At 45.7% G+C, this 19,298-nt stretch carries 16 protein-coding genes and 1 pseudogene; 10 read left to right on the plus strand and 7 right to left on the minus strand.

From position 1 onward, the window contains the following. The first annotated feature begins 1 nt into the window (after position 1). From coaE to yacG, 3 genes are all read left to right on the plus strand, one after another. Positions 2–613, plus strand: a complete 612-nt coding sequence (coaE, locus tag AT705_RS09725) for a dephospho-CoA kinase (RefSeq protein WP_058796439.1) — start codon at positions 2–4, stop codon at positions 611–613. Positions 614–721: 108 nt separating this feature from the next. After that, on the plus strand, positions 722–2,398 hold the full coding sequence (gene pilB / locus AT705_RS09730; RefSeq protein ID WP_058796440.1) for a type IV-A pilus assembly ATPase PilB: 1,677 nt from the start codon (positions 722–724) through the stop codon (positions 2,396–2,398). Between the two features lie 71 nt (positions 2,399–2,469). Then, complete coding sequence (gene yacG, locus AT705_RS09735; protein ID WP_058796441.1) at positions 2,470–2,712, plus strand: DNA gyrase inhibitor YacG; 243 nt, start codon at positions 2,470–2,472, stop codon at positions 2,710–2,712. Between the two features lie 263 nt (positions 2,713–2,975). Here yacG and AT705_RS25485 read toward each other — a convergent pair whose 3' ends face one another. After that, positions 2,976–3,485 carry a Spy/CpxP family protein refolding chaperone gene (locus AT705_RS25485; protein ID WP_058796442.1) on the minus strand — a complete coding sequence of 170 codons (510 nt, stop codon included), beginning with the start codon at positions 3,483–3,485 and terminating at the stop codon, positions 2,976–2,978. Between the two features lie 207 nt (positions 3,486–3,692). Between AT705_RS25485 and AT705_RS09745 the strand changes: the two genes are divergently transcribed. The 3 genes from AT705_RS09745 to AT705_RS09755 are packed head-to-tail and all read left to right on the plus strand — an operon-like array spanning position 3,693 to position 6,730. After that, positions 3,693–4,379, plus strand: coding sequence for a response regulator transcription factor (locus AT705_RS09745; RefSeq protein ID WP_058796443.1), 687 nt, complete (start codon positions 3,693–3,695; stop codon positions 4,377–4,379). 1 nt (position 4,380) lies between these two features. Beyond that, positions 4,381–5,760, plus strand: a complete 1,380-nt coding sequence (locus AT705_RS09750; RefSeq protein ID WP_058796444.1) for an ATP-binding protein — start codon at positions 4,381–4,383, stop codon at positions 5,758–5,760. Further along, a complete protein-coding gene (locus tag AT705_RS09755; RefSeq protein WP_058796445.1) occupies positions 5,750–6,730 on the plus strand; it encodes an alpha/beta fold hydrolase in 981 nt (326 codons plus the stop codon). The genes AT705_RS09750 and AT705_RS09755 overlap by 11 nt, the downstream gene beginning before the upstream one ends. On the opposite strand, the gene AT705_RS09760 is transcribed toward AT705_RS09755, so the two are convergent. Then, a complete protein-coding gene (locus AT705_RS09760; RefSeq protein WP_257721233.1) occupies positions 6,723–7,613 on the minus strand; it encodes a cation diffusion facilitator family transporter in 891 nt (296 codons plus the stop codon). The genes AT705_RS09755 and AT705_RS09760 overlap by 8 nt on opposite strands. Positions 7,614–7,813: 200 nt before the next feature. Here AT705_RS09760 and trmL point away from each other — a divergent pair, with 200 nt between their 5' ends. Beyond that, on the plus strand, positions 7,814–8,278 hold the full coding sequence (trmL, locus tag AT705_RS09765; protein WP_049864429.1) for a tRNA (uridine(34)/cytosine(34)/5-carboxymethylaminomethyluridine(34)-2'-O)-methyltransferase TrmL: 465 nt from the start codon (positions 7,814–7,816) through the stop codon (positions 8,276–8,278). A 46-nt stretch (positions 8,279–8,324) separates the two neighbouring features. Here the strand turns inward: trmL and hpf are convergent, their stop codons facing one another. Next, positions 8,325–8,681 carry a ribosome hibernation-promoting factor, HPF/YfiA family gene (gene hpf, locus AT705_RS09770; RefSeq protein ID WP_010383567.1) on the minus strand — a complete coding sequence of 119 codons (357 nt, stop codon included), beginning with the start codon at positions 8,679–8,681 and terminating at the stop codon, positions 8,325–8,327. A 210-nt stretch (positions 8,682–8,891) separates the two neighbouring features. After that, positions 8,892–11,027: a YjbH domain-containing protein gene (locus AT705_RS09775; protein WP_058796446.1), complete on the minus strand. Its 2,136-nt coding sequence runs from the start codon at positions 11,025–11,027 to the stop codon at positions 8,892–8,894. Between the two features lie 177 nt (positions 11,028–11,204). Between AT705_RS09775 and AT705_RS09780 the strand changes: the two are divergent. Together AT705_RS09780 and AT705_RS09785 are read left to right on the plus strand one after the other, a co-directional pair. After that, positions 11,205–11,519: pseudogene (locus tag AT705_RS09780) on the plus strand (transposase); the annotation flags it as partial. A 105-nt stretch (positions 11,520–11,624) separates the two neighbouring features. Then, on the plus strand, positions 11,625–12,665 hold the full coding sequence (locus AT705_RS09785) for an IS481 family transposase (protein WP_058796448.1): 1,041 nt from the start codon (positions 11,625–11,627) through the stop codon (positions 12,663–12,665). 57 nt (positions 12,666–12,722) lie between these two features. On the opposite strand, the gene AT705_RS09790 is transcribed toward AT705_RS09785, so the two are convergent. Next, complete coding sequence (locus AT705_RS09790; RefSeq protein WP_058796449.1) at positions 12,723–14,675, minus strand: polysaccharide biosynthesis protein; 1,953 nt, start codon at positions 14,673–14,675, stop codon at positions 12,723–12,725. A 468-nt stretch (positions 14,676–15,143) separates the two neighbouring features. Here AT705_RS09790 and AT705_RS09795 point away from each other — a divergent pair, with 468 nt between their 5' ends. After that, the gene (locus AT705_RS09795; protein WP_058796450.1) at positions 15,144–16,406 is read left to right on the plus strand and encodes an IS256 family transposase; all 1,263 of its coding nucleotides are present in this window, start codon (positions 15,144–15,146) and stop codon (positions 16,404–16,406) included. A 98-nt stretch (positions 16,407–16,504) separates the two neighbouring features. Here AT705_RS09795 and AT705_RS09800 read toward each other — a convergent pair. Continuing rightward, positions 16,505–17,583 (minus strand): IS3 family transposase gene (locus AT705_RS09800; RefSeq protein ID WP_237113810.1). Its coding sequence is split into 2 segments (ribosomal slippage): positions 16,505–17,331 and positions 17,331–17,583, totalling 1,080 coding nucleotides; the frame shifts between segments, so codons are not numbered across the junction. A gap of 308 nt (positions 17,584–17,891) precedes the next feature. Beyond that, positions 17,892–19,298, minus strand: coding sequence for a phosphomannomutase (locus AT705_RS09810; protein ID WP_058796452.1), 1,407 nt, complete (start codon positions 19,296–19,298; stop codon positions 17,892–17,894).

Below are 19,298 nucleotides of genomic sequence, written 5' to 3' on the forward strand. Positions count from 1 at the left end.
TATGGCCAACTGGATCTTAGGCTTAACTGGCGGTATCGGGGCGGGCAAAACAACGGTATCCAACTACCTGAACAAGTCAGGGATATGTGTTGTGGATGCCGATGTTGTGGCACGAGAGGTCGTAGAGCCCGGCAGTGAGGGATTAAATGCCATTGTCGCCCATTTTGGAGCGCAGATACTGACAAACGAGGGCACTTTGGACCGCACTATGCTGCGCGGTATCATTTTCTCAGATGAAAACGCAAAAATCTGGCTGAACGCCTTACTGCACCCGCTGATCCGTGCTCAACTGCTCGCCCAGTTAGCCCAAGCTGACAGCGATTATGTGATTCTGTCCGCCCCTTTGCTGTTTGAAAATGAGCTGGAGCAATACTGTGATAAAACCCTACTTGTTGATGTGCCTGTTGAAGTGCAACTTACACGAACCTGCGTACGAGACAACGCCCACCAGCAGCAGGTTGAACGCATTATAGAAGCACAAATGAGCAGAGCCGATAAACGCGCAAAAGCCGACTTTATTCTCAATAATAATCAGCCCCTTGAAGCGATGCAAACTGAACTTGCCGCCTTACATCAAGCGTTTTTGCAGCTGGCAGAAAAAAACCGTGCCTGATCTGTACGATGCAGGCCCACACAAAGCTGGGTTTGCGATCAATTCGCTACCCGTATCCAAGTATTTTTTGCTACATTTAGTGTAACTCGTTGAAGTCTTAAGAGCATTATGGAACATCACTCGCCGTTACTGAGAAAGTTTATTACCCTTGGCAAACTGACTGCCGAACAGGTTAAATCCAAACAAGCCGATGCACAGTCAACCGCTGAGCTCATTTGCCTATGTAGTGGTATGAGCAGCCAGGAGATGGCCGAGCAATGCCTTGACTTGTTCAGGGTACCCTATTTTGATCTGAGCGGCTTTGACATTAATCAGGTCCCTAAGGAACTGGTCAAAGAAAAGCTCATTCGCCAGCACCATTTGCTGCCGCTGGTGAAAAAGGATCGCAAACTCTTTATTGCGACCTCAGATCCTACCGATTACGGGGCTTTCGAGAATTTTGAATTCAGTACCGGTTTGCAATGTGAAGTCGTCGTTGTTGACTATAAACTGCTCGACCAGAAAATTGACCAACTGTTTGACGATAACAGCAGCCTAACCCTGAGTGAGGATGAATTTAAAGAGTTCGCCAGCATGGATGTTGAGGACGAACCCAAAGCACAAAACAACGATGAAGAAAAAGACGATGCCCCTATCATCGTTTATATCAATAAGATCCTCATGGATGCGATCAAAAAAGGCGCTTCGGATCTGCACTTTGAGCCCTATGAAAAGAAATACCGGGTGCGCTTTCGTATCGACGGTTTGCTGCATGAAATGGCCAGTCCGCCTCACGCCCTCTCGAGCCGCTTGTCGGCCCGTATCAAGGTGATGTCTCACCTTGATATAGCGGAAAAGCGAAAGCCACAGGATGGCCGCATTAAGCTGAAAATATCCGAACGCAAGAGCATAGACTTTCGTGTCAGTACCCTGCCTACCATGTGGGGTGAGAAAATCGTGATGCGTATCCTCGATTCATCCGCCGCCAAACTGGGCATTGAGGCTCTGGGCTATGAAGCAGATCAAAAGAGCATGTATCTAAATGCACTCGATCAGCCGCAGGGGATGATCCTGGTCACCGGACCGACAGGTTCAGGTAAAACAGTCTCGCTTTACACCGGCCTGAATATACTCAATAAACCAGAACGCAACATCAGTACCGCCGAAGATCCGGTCGAAATTAACCTGGAAGGCATCAACCAGGTTCAAATCAATACGAAAGCGGACATGACCTTTGCCAACGCGCTGCGGGCATTCCTGCGCCAGGATCCCGATGTGGTCATGGTCGGTGAGATCCGTGATCTGGAAACTGCGGAAATCGCCATCAAGGCTGCACAAACTGGTCACCTTGTGATGAGCACACTGCATACCAATTCAGCTGCAGAGACCTTAACTCGCTTACTCAATATGGGCGTGCCGGCCTATAATGTGGCCAGCTCTGTCAGCCTGATCATTGCCCAGCGTCTTGCGCGTCGACTGTGTCCCAAATGCAAAGAGCCTGAACAATTGCCTGAAGAGGAATTGCAGCGTCAGGGTTTTAGCGCAGAACAAATTGCAAATATGACACTCTATGCGCCCAAAGGGTGCGATCACTGCACCGATGGCTATAAAGGCCGGGTAGGTATTTATGAAGTGATGAAGATCACACCCGAGATCTCGCATGCAATCATGGAAGGTGGTAACTCACTGGAGATTGCTGAACTTGCCGCGAGCAAGGGCTTTGCAAACCTGCGCCAATCCGGGTTAAAAAAAGCTGCAGATGGGATCACCTCACTGGCTGAAGTCAACCGGGTCACGAACTATTAATTCTCCTGGTGCCAGTGACTGGCAGCACGCAGCACAGTACAATAGAGAAAATTAGTAATGCAGAGGTATGTATGTCTGTATCTGTAAAATGCCCTACCTGTCAGGCTGCGGTGGTCTGGTCAGCGCAAAGCCCGCATCGTCCATTTTGCTCAAAGCGCTGTCAGCTGATTGATTTAGGTGAGTGGTCTGAAGAGAATAACAAAATCTCGACCCCACTTAACAGTGCAGATCTGTCACCTGAAGCGGCCCGGGATATGGTGGAAGATTTAGAAGCCATGCTGGCCAAGAACGACGACAGTTTCTTTAAAGAATAAGCAACGAGCTCAGCCCGGCAATTATCCGGGCTATATACTACCAATTTCACTTAATACCTGGTCTATTTGAAGGAGCAAATAGGACGCTAACAGCGTTAAAAATTTCTCATTTAGAGCAACTAAATAGCAAAATTTTTGCCTCGCCTACATGGATGTAGGTGCCTCAGCGATAGCAGGACGCGAGAGCGGTGTTATCGACCCTATTTTCTCGCCTCAAAATAGCCCACTTAATTAAGCAAATTGGTATAACCTGGCCATAGTCGTTAAGAAGACTGATGTTGGTGGTGCTTTTTAGCCTTTCGCTTATGACGCAGCTGCTTAAGTTTGGCGCGCTGCTCTTCGGTCAGAATATGATACACCTTGTGTTGTGTTTCTAACCTTATCAACATCATGTCACGCTTTTGAGGTTGAAATTGCTCCAGTAGTACTTCCGCCTGTGCTTTATCAAACTGCTCCGCCTCTATCAGAGATTTAAATGCGTCACGATGTTCACCTTTGACTTTATCACCGCGAAGGGTCTTAACCTGCTCCTGCTGCGCGTCAAACAGGCTTTTCAATTCATCTTGCTGACTTTGAGTCAGCGCCAGATGCTTCACAGCGCGCTTTGAGAGCAACATATGACCCATGCTGTTCATCGGTTTCATACTTGTAACCCGGGGCTGTGTCTCATTCGAATCAGTATCGGCGAATGCAGCACTGCTGCCAGCCATTACAGAGGCCAGTAACACGGCTTTCAATGTGTGGCGAACTTTACTCATAGTGTGTGTCTTCATAATAGCGTCTCCTGTTAAGCTGAGTTCAACTTTAGCAACGCCAGAGCAAAGCAACGTCAAGGCTGTGTAAAGTTTTGTCAAGAGCTGTTTCAGCACCACACACTCACCGTTTTTAGCTGACTTTCTGAGCGTAAAGAAGTGTAAAGTCAGCCTCCTTACTTCTATAGTAAGGTAAGATAAACACAGGAACAGTAAAAGAGTAACAGTATGAGTGCTAATGTACTGATAATCGACGACGATCGAGGCCTGTGTGAGCTTCTTGAAGACTATCTGCACAGTGAAGGGTGTGATGTTATTACCGCCCATACAGGGCCAGGTGGGCTGGACATGGCCTTAACCAGAGAGTTTGATGTCATCCTGCTCGATGTGATGTTACCCGAACTCGACGGCTTTGAAGTGCTCAAAGCACTGCGTGCCAAGAAAATGACCCCAGTGATCATGCTAACGGCCAAAGGCGATGATTTCGACCGAATTTTTGGGCTTGAACTGGGTGCCGACGATTATATCCCTAAGCCCTTTAATCACAGGGAGTTACTGGCACGCATCAAAGCCATTACCCGTCGTGTCGCTCACCTGCTTCACAATGCAACTGAGCCCTGTTTCGAATACCATGACCTGACGCTGGATCTGTCTTCGCGTACCGCCAGTATCAAAGGCACGCAACTTCCCCTGACGGGCACGGAATACGAAATGCTGCACCAGTTGGTCAAATCGGCAGGCCACACGGTCACCAAGCAAACACTGTCACAAACGGTGCTTGGACGTCCTTTGGCCCCCTATGACAGATCGGTAGATATGCATGTCAGCAATGTCAGAAAGAAAATCGCATTATACAGCTCGCATACTTATATCAAAACATTACGTGGCTCTGGCTATATATTCCTTAAGGCATAAGATGAGGAAGTACTTACTAATACAAGTTTTCCTGTGGTTTTGGGGCACAATTGCCGCCACTTTATTACTACTGATGAGTGTCAGCCTGTTACAACCTGACATCCTGGAAACACGCCAAATCAGCCCCGCAATGTTGAAAAACCTGCAGCACCTGCAGCGTAATATTGAGCGTCGTGCCGAAAGCCGCCCAGGGCAACCCTTGTACACCCTATTACCCACTCGGCACCGCAGCCACCGACCAAAAATCTACCTACGCCACAACGACGAACAACGCAGCGTTCTGAGCCACTCAGAGCTCAAGGAGTGGGATTTGACACTACTGAACTTTACTGCCAGTGCACCAGCGCAAATTGTCGACACCGAACAGTACCGTGCTTTTGGCCCCATAGATATTGAGCTACAAGGCGAAAAGTATCAGCTTTTTCAATTGATGGACCACCGTAACCCACGTATTCTGACAAAAATCCGCTTAATGCCGACCTGGGCAAAACTACTGACTCTGATCCTGGCCAGCTTTGGCTTTAGCCTGTGGTTTACACGCGGTCTGCTAAAGCCTATACGACAACTCCAACAGGCCGCAGCGGCACTGGCACAAGGCAAGCTGGATACACGGGCCAACATCAATGCATCACGCCAGGACGAACTGGGGCAGCTGGGTAAAGATTTTGACCTCATGGCCAGTCGTCTGGAAGCGCATGTCACGCAACAAAAGCGTCTGCTGGCCGATATCTCACATGAATTAAGATCGCCCTTAACCCGTCTGCAAATGGCAAACGGCATTGCCAGTGACAAAGCGCCTGAGGCTCTGTCGCCCTACCTGCAAAGGGTCGAAAAAGAAGCCCATCTACTTGAGCAGATGCTGAGTGATATTCTGCAGCTATCCCGGCTGGAATCTCAGCAGCTAACACTGACCCCATGCCCCATTGCACTCATTGAGTTACTCACCCCTATTCTTGACGATGGTCAATTTGAAAGCCAGCAACTTGGTAAACAGCTCAACTGGAAACCCTTGCCTGAACTGACCTTAACTGTCGACGCTATGCTGCTTGGCCGCGCGTTTGAGAACATACTGCGCAATGCTATTAAATACGCGAACAAGCAGGTTAGCCTGACTGCACAGTGCCAGGACGACACCTTGATCGTCACCATCTGTGATGATGGCCCCGGTGTAAGTGAGGCGATGTTAGAGAAACTCTGCATTCCCTTTTTCAGAGCTTCACAAGCCAGGACACCACAAGGCACGACAGAGCCCGGCGGGTTTGGACTGGGGCTGGCAATTGCGCAACATGCCATAAAAGTGCATCATGGCCGTATTCAGTTTAGCAATCACAATGGCCTGCGTGTCACCGTAGGGTTACCAATAGACCAGCATGTTTTATAGCAATAGTAATCACTTACTTGATAATCTGCCTTATATAGAGGCACACTGGAAACGCTGCGACCAGGGCACTTTTGAGAGCCCGCTCGGACCACTCTTTTATGCCTGTCATATACCCGAGCAAGCACAGTTTGCGGTCATACTGGTCAACGGCCGGATTGAATCAGCGCACAAATATCAGGAGTTGTTGTGGGAGCTTGCCAATAACCAGATTGCCGTGTTTACCTTTGACCACCCGGGACAGGGTCTGTCGGGGCGGTTTCTGGACAATGAGCACATTGGCTATATACCGCGGTTTACCCAATATGGCGATTGTCTGGATGCGTTTTTCACCCAGATAGTCTTACCTAAGTGGCAGGGAAAGAGCGTCATCCTGGCCCACTCTATGGGTGGAGCTATTGCATGTGATTACTTGTCCCGGTTTAGCAGTCCGGTTGCGGGCGCATTTCTCAGCGCTCCTATGTTTGCAATCAACACGGCACCTTACCCTGACTGGCTTGCCCGTGGGATTGCTTCACTGGCTTGCAACCTGGGGCTCGGTAAACACTATGCCATTGGCCAGACAGATTACCAGCCAAAAGCCTTTACTGACAACGAACTCACACAATGCGAACAACGCTACACCTTGTTCAGACAGCTATATCAAGCGCACTCAGCATTACAGTTGGGGGGGGTCAGCTTTCGCTGGTTGCAACAGGCGCTGACATTTACCACAGACCTCACCAAGCTGCGCATTGATCTGCCATTGAGCATTGCCAGCGCACGACAAGATAGTATTGTTTGCCCTGCTGCACACACCATGTTTGCCGCTAATAATGATGCATGCCAGCTGTCTCATTACCCCGGCAAGCATGAGCTACTTTGCGAAGTCGACACCATAAGGCGAGCTGTACTAGAGCAATTCTATACCTTTGCCGCTCAGCTCGTTGCGTGTGATAAGCCTAAAGCGCGGTCACTCAGTGCAACTAATTAGTTGGTGATACCGCTAAGGACACAGGATCCTGATGGATCAGTATATCCATTTCGGCCTCAAAAGCGGCTTTAATATGTGCCACCACTTCATCACTGATCTGATGCGCCCGCGCCAATGGAATATGATCGTCCAGCTCCAGGTGCAACTGTACAAATTTCACTTTACCACTTTGGCGAGTCCTTAGATCATGAACGCCATAAACGTCTTCATGACTGGAAGCCAACAAAATAATCTCGGTTTTCTCTTCATCGGGGAGTTCTTTGTCCATCAGATGGTCCGCGCTCTCCCGGGCTATTTCCCAGCAGTTGTAAAGCAGATAAGCCGCCACCCCTATCGCAAACAATGCATCGGCATGTTGGACCTGCCAATGGCTCAGTAACAATGCAGTCAGCACGGCGAGATTGAGTAAAATATCACCTTTATAGTGCAAAGAATCAGCTTTGATAGCGATGGACTGAGTGCGCTTAACCACCTGATGCTGCACGACAACCACAGCGAATGTGCAGGCGACAGCAAACAGACTTACCCAGACGCCCAGCAGACTATGCTGAATGGTTACCGGGTTAAACAAGCGCTCAATACCATGAAACGTCAATAAGCAGGCAGAACCCGCAATAAATGCAGACTGACCAAGACCCGCCAGCGCTTCAGCTTTACCATGACCAAAGCGATGATCATCATCAGCAGGGCGCAATGCATAGCTCAGCACCAAAAAACTCATCATAGATGCACTAACATCCAGTAATGAGTCCGTCAGCGACCCCAGCATAGCTGCACTACCTGATGCCAACCAGGCCCAGGTCTTGGCCGCAATCATCAGCGCGGCCATCAACAGCGTGAAGATACTGGAAAATCGGACTAAAAAGTTATAATTATGGGCCACCTATTACCTCTACAACCTGATTAAACTTCCGAGTTAGGCTTATCTTATAGTGTAAGTCATGAAAATGAAAAATTAGTGACGCTGGCATAATAATATGAACGCACTGCCCGCCTCCTTGCAGTTCAGAAGAGCTCAACCACCACTTTTAGCCTTTATGCTGGATGCGCTATACTGCAAGCAATATTATTCTGAGGTTATCCATGTTAGACATCGTATTGTATCAGCCTGAAATTCCCCCCAATACAGGTAACATCATTCGCCTGTGTGCAAACACCGGATTTTCTTTGCATTTGATTGAGCCTCTGGGCTTCGACTGGGACGACAAACGCGTCAGGCGCGCCGGCCTGGATTATCACGAATTCAGTGAAGTGAAACGCTACCCATCACTGGAGGCCTATCTGGAGGCACGCAAACCAAATCGCGTGTTTGCCTGCACAACTAAGGGCACACGTTATCACCATGAGCCAGACTACCAGAGCGGCGATTGTCTGCTGTTTGGTCCGGAAACAAGAGGCTTACCGGAAGACCTTATCTTCTCTTTACCACCAGAGCAACGCCTGCGGATCCCGATGCGACCAGACAGCAGAAGCATGAATTTGTCCAATGCGGTTTCTGTGTTTGTGTATGAATCGTGGCGTCAGATGGGCTTTGACGGGGCTGTTTGAGCACCATTACGAATGAAGCCACTCTTAAGTGGCTTCTTTTTTATCTCTAATTCAGGTTCATTTCCTGAATAATTTCATGTGCGATTGGCGGGGTCGTACTCACAGGTTTTTCATGTTTGTTGGCCTTGAGCTGACCTTTTCTGTGTTTTAGTGCAGCATCCAGCTTTTTGGCTGCCTGTGCGATAGCCGGATACATGACGTCATCCTCTCCTTTTACGGATATCCTGGCTCCTGAATAATTGGTGTTGATCTCAGTGTAAAATTTCTTGTGTTCCTTACTGACTATGACGTCTATCGACAACAGCGACGGGAAGTGATTAGCTACTTTGGCAAACTTTTCATCAACGTGTTGCTTAACGGCTTCTGTCATATCTACATGGTGGCCTGAAAGATTAATTTTCATAAGCGCTCCCTTTTGTTGTTTACCTATATCTAAGTATTGGAGCGAAAGACACAATTCTCAAGCAGAAATTTAAGATTTTTGTCATCAAACTGAATTTATTTGTGATAGATCACGGTTAGTGGTGTGGTGACGGAAAAGTACGCAAAGAGGCTCGCTTGCTTGATACTCGATCAGGCTGTCATTAGACAGCCTGACTCCATTTGGGCTGGTTTATTTATAAGTAAGGTATGCCTCACGCAATCTGCCAAGATTTGCGTACACATAACTACCAGACAAGCGTCCCTGGTTAAAGTAGGTACGGTCCAGCGTGATAGACGTTTCTGGGACATATCCCTTTTTGTACACCAGCGCATTGGTATCCTCACCAATACGTGTACCGACACTATGACGCCATGCCTGATTACCTTTGATCTGACCGTATTCCGACACTGCCATGTCTTTTCTCGGTGTCAGTGGAATACTGAAAGAGATACCCGCTACTTGAACATCTGTATCATAGGCAAAAATTGACACATAGCTGTCACCAAACCAGAACTTAGTCTCTGCCTTGAACCCTTTGTCCTCTTGCCAGAACTCTCCTCCAGACAAGTGGAAGGTCATATCCTGCTCTACCCAGTGATATTGATAGCCCATAACATGATAATCACGATCGCCATCAAAATCCTCATAATCAAAGAAGCCGTAATTATTGTAAAGCTTATGGCGTCCAGACGGGCTTACCCAAGCTGTTTCGTTAATAATCCCCGTGTAATCATAGTATTCACGGAAAAAGCCAACCTGGGTTTGATTGTAAAAACCGAAGGGTAAGTCAAATGTTTGATAGAAAACAGCACGCTCTAAACCGTTTTGCTCACGACGAGATTCAAACGTATCGCCTGGTTCAAAGTCTTCAGTATCGGCAACCACCGTTTGTGCTGTTATATTGATGCCTGCACCACGCCACACAGGTATCTCAAGATCGGCTCTAAGTGCCAGAGAAAAATCATACACACCCAGCTCTGTAGCATACGTTGAACTCAGGGCTGGACTTAAAGTCAGGCGTGGCTTGAAATATGGGCTATTCGCAGCACCGTCGCCAATCCATGCAACACCACCAGGTACATCCATCATCCCCTGACGAATAACCAGCCCTGGTGCAGTTCCATTTGTTATAAACTGACGGTAATTGCTCACTCGTCCAGATAGCGTCAACAAAGGAATATCATGTTTGCCAAGCTGAACTGTAAACTTTGCATTGTCATCACTGATGTATTGTGCAACTCGGCCTAGTACAACGCCAATTGCATCGATGTCATTACGATTAAATACCGGATTCTCAAACTTCACGACAATAACAGGTTCACGATTGGTACCCACTTGTACATTTTCGAACCCATCCGCCACAAGCGCTTGCTTGAGTGCACGGATCTGCGTGTTCAATTCGCCAATATTCACATTTGGTGTGGCACCCTGCTCACGACTTTGGACTTGAGTATCGAGATCAGCAGCCTCAACAACCATTGGTTTGCCTGCACCAGTTGATTGCGCACCTTGTTCAGATAAGTGCGCAATCGCAGTAGCATTGTCGGGTGCTGGTTGAATTTCCTGATAATTCTGACGTGACTGTTCGGATAGAGGCATCGAAAAGTTGACACCATAATAGGTATCTTTTTCACTGTGTTCCGTATTGCTATAGAAGCCGCTGGTTAGCGTCAATGTGCCCAAATCAAATAACCAGGCACGGGGGACGGTCAAACGCGCCGCCGCGTTTACTGCTTCCGCATCATGCTCAACTTGCAACGCAAACCATTCCAAAGGTTGCCATTCAACACCTGCAAACACGCCATCCATCATACCGATGCCGCTTTTACTGGTGCTTACACCGGTAGAAAAACGAAAGTCTAACCAGTCCTTTGAGGCGACTACAAAATAGGACTCATACTTATTGGCAGCCCCACCTATGTCTTTCCCGCCAATAGCTAAGTCAAACCAGTCTTCAGGCACAAAAGGGATTTGATACTTCGCGTTGAAGGATAAATCGCGGAGCTGGTCCTCACCCAGAGCTTTGGTTTTAAACATATTATCATGCATGGTACTACTAGCAATCTGACCACTGACCTCTAGCCCAGACCAAATTCCAGCCGAGAATATATAGTTGTAACCATCTAAATATTCTGCACCTCTTAAGTTGAGTTGGTTGTTATATCCAATATCAATGACACCCGGCGCCAATACTTTTGCAGAGGGGGTATTAACTATACCTGTAGAGCCAGTAAAGTTTTGGTGATTTTTTAATATTTCACCTGCACCACTAGGAAGTGATAGAGATAACAGGCTGCTTGCAAGAATAGGGGTTAGTTTAGACATAGTCCTCTGTCCGGTTAAGATATTCAGTCTTAGAGAAAATTTAGCATTACTATAACACTAAGAGCTTTATAATTGGGAGACAAAAAGAAATAGTTAACAGGCACCTTAAAAATAAAAACGAGGTAGTGTTCAAAATTCTGTGTCATTTCACTATTAGGATTAAAACAGGAGTGACACATGACTCAAAACTTCGATATCGACAAAGCCGTTAAGGCACTACAGGCTGGCCAGGATTTGACTGGCAAAGATGGCATTTTAACGCCATTGATTAAGCAGTTCACAGAAGCGGCTTTAAACGCTGAACTCGAGCAGCACCTCGCTGAAACTGAACAGCCCAATCGTAAAAATGGCACTACCAGCAAGCGTATCAAATCCTCCTCAGGCAGTTTTGAGCTGGACACTCCGCGCGACAGAGCTAGCACGTTTGAGCCTCAAATTGTTAAGAAAAATCAGACCAAATTAACTGATGAGATAGACCGAAAAGTTTTATCTGAATTAGTTCCGACCAGACCTGACATTTCGATTTGAAAAATTGAGAGTTACCCGTTTTGATAAAGGTGTCGAATCTTTGTTCAAAACAACTAAGGAGTAACTCTCATGTTACATACTAACAATCCAATCATTAAACACAAAGCTGGTTTGCTCAATCTGGCTGAAGAGCTTGGAAACGTATCTAAAGCCTGCAAAATGATGGGGGTTTCGCGAGATACGTTTTATCGCTATCAAGAGCTCGTTGATGAAGGCGGTATTGATGCACTCATCGATAAATCGCGCAGAAAACCAAACCTGAAGAACCGTTTAGATGAAGAGACTGAAAAAGCAGTTTGCACCTATGCGCTTGAATTTCCGGCTCACGGGCAAGTCAGAGCCAGCAATGAGTTAAGAAAACAAGGCGTTTTTGTTTCTGCCAGTGGCGTGCGGTCAGTTTGGTTGCGCCATGACTTGGAAAACTTTAAAAAGCGTTTGAAAGCGCTAGAAGCTAAGGTCGCGCAAGAAGGTATTATTCTCTCGGAGTCCCAAGTGACAGCTCTTGAGAGGAAAAAGCAGGATGATGAAGCCTGTGGAGAAATTGAAACGGAGCACCACGGATACCTTGGGTCACAGGATACTTTTTATGTCGGAAACCTAAAGGAGGTTGGCCGTATTTATCAACAAACTTTTGTTGATACATACTGTAAAGTCGCGTTTGCAAAGCTCTACACCACTAAAACGCCGATTACAGCAGCGGATCTATTGAACGACAGAGTTCTGCCTTACTTCGAGCAACATGAGCTGCCTTTGCTAAGGATCCTCACTGACCGCGGAACTGAGTACTGTGGCAAGGTCGAGCACCATGACTATCAGCTTTATCTGGCTATCAACGGCATAGATCATACCAAAACTAAGGCGATGTCACCGCAGACTAATGGTATCTGCGAACGCTTCCACAAAACGATACTACAAGAGTTCTATCAGGTGACATTTCGCAAAAAATTATATAGCTCTCTGGAAGAGCTTCAAAAGGACCTAGACGAGTGGATAAATTACTACAATAATGACCGAACTCATCAAGGAAAAAAATGCTGTGGCAGAACGCCACTTGAAACATTATTAGATGGGAAATCGCTCTGGGCTGAAAAGAATTTAGCCCAAATCTAGACTGACAATCACCGATTGAAAAACGGGTAACTGTCAGGTCAAGTCTGAGCTAGTACACTATAGTTTAAGGTTAACCACCTTGCTTTCACACAGAAGTTCGGCATCCTGTCTCGCATTCCAAACTAGATCACAAATCCCATCTGTCGGGTTGAACCCAGTTGGAGCTTCCAGAAGAAGATGTCTTATCTTCTCATGATCAAAGTCATGGCAAGCTTTATCTAATGGCTCCAAGATGTTCTCTAATTCTTTTAAAGGTAACATCACTTCGTTCGCAGTCATAATCCGCTCATGAGAAGTCTGCTTAACATTTTCACCAATCAAAAGCTCTTCGTACAATTTCTCCCCAGGTCTTAAGCCAGTGCATTTAATTTCAATATCACCATGCGGATTAGACTCACTCTTCACCTCAAGACCCGACAAATGAACCATTTTTATGGCCAAATCTTTAATTTTAACTGATTCACCCATGTCTAAAACGAAAACGTCACCACCCTTACCCATAGCGCCTGCTTGAATAACCAACTGGGCCGCCTCAGGAATAGTCATAAAGAAGCGTGTAATGTCAGGGTGAGTAAGCGTAATTGGTCCACCTTCTTTAATTTGCCTACGGAATAAGGGCACTACCGAGCCAGATGACCCGAGCACATTACCAAAACGCACCATACAGAAGCGGGTTTTATGCATGCATTTTTCTTTATTTTGTGCCAAACCTTGTAAACAAAGTTCTGCCATGCGCTTAGTTGTACCCATTACATTAGTTGGCCGAACCGCTTTGTCAGTGCTGACCAATACAAATGTTTCCACCTTTGCGTTTATTGCAGCTATAGCTGCATAGTAAGTACCAAACACATTGTTACGCACACCTTCAACCACATTGTGCTCAACTAGTGGCACATGCTTGTAAGCAGCAGCGTGATAAACCGTTTGCACCCCAAAGGCAATCATACACGTTTCTAAGCGGTTGATATGCTGAACCGAGCCCATTATGGGTATGAGCTCAATATCTAACCCTCTAGATTTAATAAATTCATTAAGCTCTTTTTCAATGGAATAAAGCGCAAACTCTGTTAGCTCAAATAACACAAGCTTGGCAGGTGACTGCTTTACAATCTGGCGGCAAAGCTCCGAGCCAATCGAACCACCAGCACCAGTTACCATTACCGCTTTACCTCTAATATTGGCATCTAGTAAATCTTGCTTAGGTGTTACAGGGTCACGACCTAATAAATCTTCTATTTCTACATCTTTAATTTCATCAAGAGTCGCGCGGCCTTCTAGTACATCGGCCATTCCAGGTATTGTCATTACCTCTAGTGGTAAGTTTTCAAGCTGAGCAAGGATCTCTTTACGACGTGCTCGACTTTCGCTTGGCATAGCCAGTAATATTTTTTTTACTCTCTTGCGCTCGATTAAACTAAAAATACCATCAAACGTAATGACCGGAATACCTTGCAGTATCGCACCTTGTTTAGACTTATCATCGTCTATAAATGCACTGACATAGTATTCATCACCCGCACCAATCGCAGGCGCGAGTTGCCGACCTGCAGACCCAGCACCATAAATAACGACTGGCGTTTTATTAATAGTAGCTATACGACCTAACATAGCTCTTACGAAAATGCGCGAACCACCAACTGACAAAATAAGTAACCACGAATAAATAACTGGCATAGTTCTGGGTATTGACACGTGAGCAAAAAATGAACTAAGTACAAGTATGACTGCACTAACAATAGCACCTAGGACAATTGCGCCAATGACTTGCATACCTACGTAACGAAGAACAGCTCGATATAAACCTAAATTAACAAAGGTAAATAAGCTAATTGGCAAGATAAGAGATAAAAGTAGCCAGTTTTTAACCTCAAAGAATGGTGTTAAGCTATCTAGTAGTACAATAAGAGCTAACCAAAATGCGCTAAAGATAAAGATAGAATCTATAAGAAGCGTATAAAGGCGCTTTTTAGAGCGAGAAGCATTACATAAAGTTCGGAACCAACTATCCACTGTATACCCTTGATCAACAATACTTTGTCTTATGAACCAGTCTTAACTAGCAAACATACGCAAAAACTCAACATCAGTCACGTAAGAAGAAGATATTTTGCTAGAGAAAGGCAAAAATAAAAGAATAAAGCTACTATCAATGTTTTTCAAGTTAGTTGCTATAATTTAGGCAGAAATGGCCCCAAAATTTAGCACTCGCACTTAGATCAACAGTTGAAAAGAATTTAGCCCAAATCTAGTCTGACAGTCACCGATTGAAAAACGGGTAACTGTCAGGTCAAGCCTGGGCTAGTACAGGTTAACCTTGTAGTTTAACTTGGCCAGTTCGTCGACAATCCGTCGGCTACCCATAAATGGATACATCAGGTGCATTGCGAGATATAGTCATTTCTGGTGTATGAGAAGACATTGCGATGTACTCTGTTAATTGATCTTGGCGGATCAACAACTAACAGAGGAAGCATCGCAATGAACAAAGATAATAACGTAGTTCCACTCACCGCACCAGAGAACCCGCTAGAGCAAGTATTGAAGCAAGGTGCCCAACAGTTACTTGCTTCAGCCATTGAGGCTGAGCTAGCCGAACTTCTAGAGCAATTCTCCCATGAGCGCCTTGATGATGGCCGATTAAGAGTTGTGCGTAACGGCTTCCAGCCTGAGAGGATGATCCAAACTGGTCTTGGTGATATCCCAGTCAGAGTGCCAAAAGTGAGGGATAGAAAAGATAAAGAAGTTAAGTTTAACAGTAAGTTAGTCCCGCCTTACCTGAAGCGGACTAAAAATATCGAAGAATTGGTACCCTGGCTCTATCTACGTGGGATCTCCACGGGAGAGATGCAGCCTGCTCTTGCATCACTGCTTGGCGAGAATGCTAAAGGGCTGTCGGCAAACACAGTCTCACGACTAAAAGCGAGCTGGGAGCAAGAATACCTGGCTTGGGCTCGGCGAGACTTGAGCCGCCGCCGTTTCGTTTATGTCTGGGCTGATGGGATCTACAGCAAAGTCAGAATGGACGACAAGCTATGCTTACTTGTTGTAATAGGCGTTGATGAAACGGGCCGAAAGGAGTTGCTTGCAATATCTGACGGCGTTAGAGAATCAGAGCAAAGTTGGACAGAGGTATTGAACCAACTCAATGCTCAAGGGTTAGCAGCTGCGCCGAAGCTGGCGATTGGTGACGGCGCGTTAGGGTTTTGGAATGCCGTGACTAAGGTATGGCCAACGACTCGGCACCAACGATGCTGGGTCCATAAGACGGCAAACATTTTAAATAAAGTGCCAAAATCCATGCAGCCAAAAATCAAGTCTGGCTTGCAAGATATCTGGATGGCAGAAAGCAAGGAGTCCGCGCTCAAAGCTTATGATTTATTTGATAAAAACTATGGGGTCAAGTATCCGAAAGCAACTGATTGTTTGCGTAAGGATAAAGAAGAAATGCTGGCGTTCTATGATTTTCCAGCGGAGCACTGGCTCTCGATTAGAACAACGAATCCAATAGAGTCGACTTTCGCAACAATTAGGCTGAGAACTAACAAAACCAAGAGTTGCGGTAGCAGAAACACCACGCTGAGCATGGCATTCAAACTTGCTCAGCTAGCAGAAAAGAAATGGTACCGGTTACGTGGCTTTAAGCTGCTGGCCGATGTCATTGAAGGCATTACCTTCAAAAACGGTGAACGAATAGAACAAGATCAGACAGAGCATCAAGCGGCTTTCATACACCAGATTTGACAATAGCTCGTGCATTGCATCTATCGCCTTCATAATGTCGAGCGTTTCCTGCGATTCACCTGTAACTCCACCCAACCTAGTACAGCTCATTAGTAGAATTATGCAGCCTCAAGGTAGCCAACTGGAGTCATGTCTTCCAGCGCATCGTGAGGCCTTTCATAATTGTAAATTTCTAACCATTCATCTGTGATTTCGCGTACTTGTTGTAGTGAATCGAACAGGTATAAATCTAATACTTCTTCTCGATAACTGCGATTAAAACGCTCCACAAATCCATTCTGATAAGGACTACCTGGCTGATTAAACTCAAGCTTTATATTTTTGTTCTGAGCCCAACTTTCCAACAAGCTGGATGTAAATTCAGGTCCATTATCAACCCTTATTTGCGACGGCTTTCCTCGCCAGGCAATCACTCGTTCAAGCGTTCTGATAACCCGCTCTGTGGTCAAACTGGTATCTACTTCGATGGCCAGTGCTTGCCGATTGTAATCATCAATAATATTTAATGTTCTGAAGCGATGTCCAAAGCTTAAAGCATCGCTCATGAAATCCATAGACCAAGAATCATTGTGCTTTTCCGGCGTACTCAATGGCTCTGGGCTGCGTGTCGGAACACGGCGCTTTCCTTTTCGCCTCAAGTTGAGCTTTAGCATATTGTAAACTCGTTCAACACGCTTCTTGTTCCATGTTTTGCCCTGATGCCGCAGCCGTTTAAACAACTTAGGCAAACCCCAGCGAGGGTGACGCTCTACAAGCAATAGCAACGCATCGATTACCTCATCATCTGGTGGCCGCTTGTGCGTGTAGTAATAGACACTTCGATTTAGTCCTGCAACCTCACAAGCAAGTGCCACACTTACCCCAAACTGCTTAAGGAAATGCTCAACCCACGCTCTGCGCCTGCTTGTGCTCACAGCTTTTTTGCAACGATTTCCTCAAGCATAGTGTGTTTCAGACTCAGTGTTGCAAACATGTCCTTGAGCTTGCGATTCTCTTCTTCAAGTTCTTTCAGTCGCTTTACATCCGACGCTTCCATGCCGCCATATTTGGAGCGCCATTTATAAAATGTGCTCTGTCCTATTCCATGTTTTCGGCAAAGATCTGGAACCGATACACCCGATTCAGCTTCTTTGATCATGGCAACAATTTGTGACTCGGTGAACTTGCTTTTTCTCATCGTAAAACTTCCTTCTTTTGTTAATGGAAATTCTACTCAAGAACTGTTGCAGTTTATGGGGGAGTTACACACCCTTGGCTTGTAATAGGCAGAAACACAAGCTAATTACAAGCAAGTCACACCGGCCTTTCAACACTAGTGAATGTGCTTTGTCTAGTTTATTTTTCTTATGTGCTCTTGCTAACGAACGAGCACTTTCACCAAAAAATCACTCTCCATTGTCAGCTGGCCGATTTTGGCGTGTAACTCACCCTGGAGGGAAAATTCATATCCAAGAAAAAACCGCCTCCTATTAAACGTGAGGTGTTTTAACTTTGATTCACCAATGTAAAAGCTCTATTCATTAAGCATAGGGCTTCTTGCTCCGAATTTGACTCAGCGTAACACCTCAGCTCCGGCGCGTTGCCAGATGGCCTTAAATGAACCACATCACCATTTTCCGCAGTAATCCTTAAACCGTCTCTTTTACAAACGACCTTCGCTTCTCCTAAGCCCAAGCTATTGAGAAATTCATTAGGATTTTCACTTAGCTCCGCTATGAGCGCTTTACTTTTCTCTGTAGCAAAGTCTTTAAGCCTATCACTTACAGTAAAACGTTGTGGCAATGTCTTGTGCAAGCTTGCTATGCTATTACCCATTGTTATTACAACAAGCGCAGGTAACACAGCATCTCTTGTTGGTAGTGCCTTAAGTGCTTTACCGTTAAACTCGAGGTCACTCGCTAATAAGTAACCACCATTTGCTTCAAAACCCGCTACTCGCCTGTAAGTTTTGTTTAAGTCTGAAAAGGCTTCTATTACATAAGGCGAGCCAATTTTTGTTCTGGTCACTGTTTTAAAGCTACCTGATAACTCTATTGCTGTACTACAGCTAACCGGTGTTGCAAGCGCTTCTATTGATAGTGCTTGGCTACAAAGCAGACCTAAAATATCACCTCTCAACCACTCGCCATCTTCACCTGCAACTAGTGGTCTATCACCGTCGCCATCCGTTGAAAACAACATGTCTAAGTGATAATCACTTACCCACACTTTTGACCTGTGTTTATCTTCATCAGACACAGCCTCGGTATCTATTGGGATGAACTCATCACTACGGCCTAAGCAAATAACTTCTGCACCCAATTGTTCAAATAATGATTTATAGATATCCCTACCTGCACTGGAGTGCTCGTATATACCTACTCTTTTACCTGCTAGCGTCTCACCATTAAACAGATTTGTATACCTAGCAATATAAGCATTTTTTGCTTTGTCACTTATTGGTAAATCGATACCAGATAGGTCTAACTCAGAAAAAACAAAATCAGCAGCTAAAATAGCTAATTCATCTTGCTTAGTGATTTCACCATCAGGACGATAAAACTTTAAACCATTTCTATCAAATGGAATATGACTGCCTGTAACCATAATACAAGGCATGTTATCTTGTATCGATGTATAAGCAAGTGCAGGTGTTGGCACTACACCATAATAAACAACCTCTATATTAAATTGCTTTAGACCTGCTGCGCAGGCTTTGGCGATATCCAAGCTGCTTGGGCGATTATCAATCGCAATGGCGATTGTATTAAAAGCGAACTCGCCTGTAATACTCTGAGCGAACGCAATTGAAAATGCTGCGCACACTTCAGGTGTAAAGTCAGCTACAAGACCTCTAGCACCACTAGTACCGAATGCAATACCACTTGATTGAATCACTGATTTTGTATTCAT

It is taken from the genome of Pseudoalteromonas rubra, from assembly GCF_001482385.1.
GTDB classification, from domain to species: Bacteria; Pseudomonadota; Gammaproteobacteria; order Enterobacterales; family Alteromonadaceae; genus Pseudoalteromonas; species Pseudoalteromonas ardens.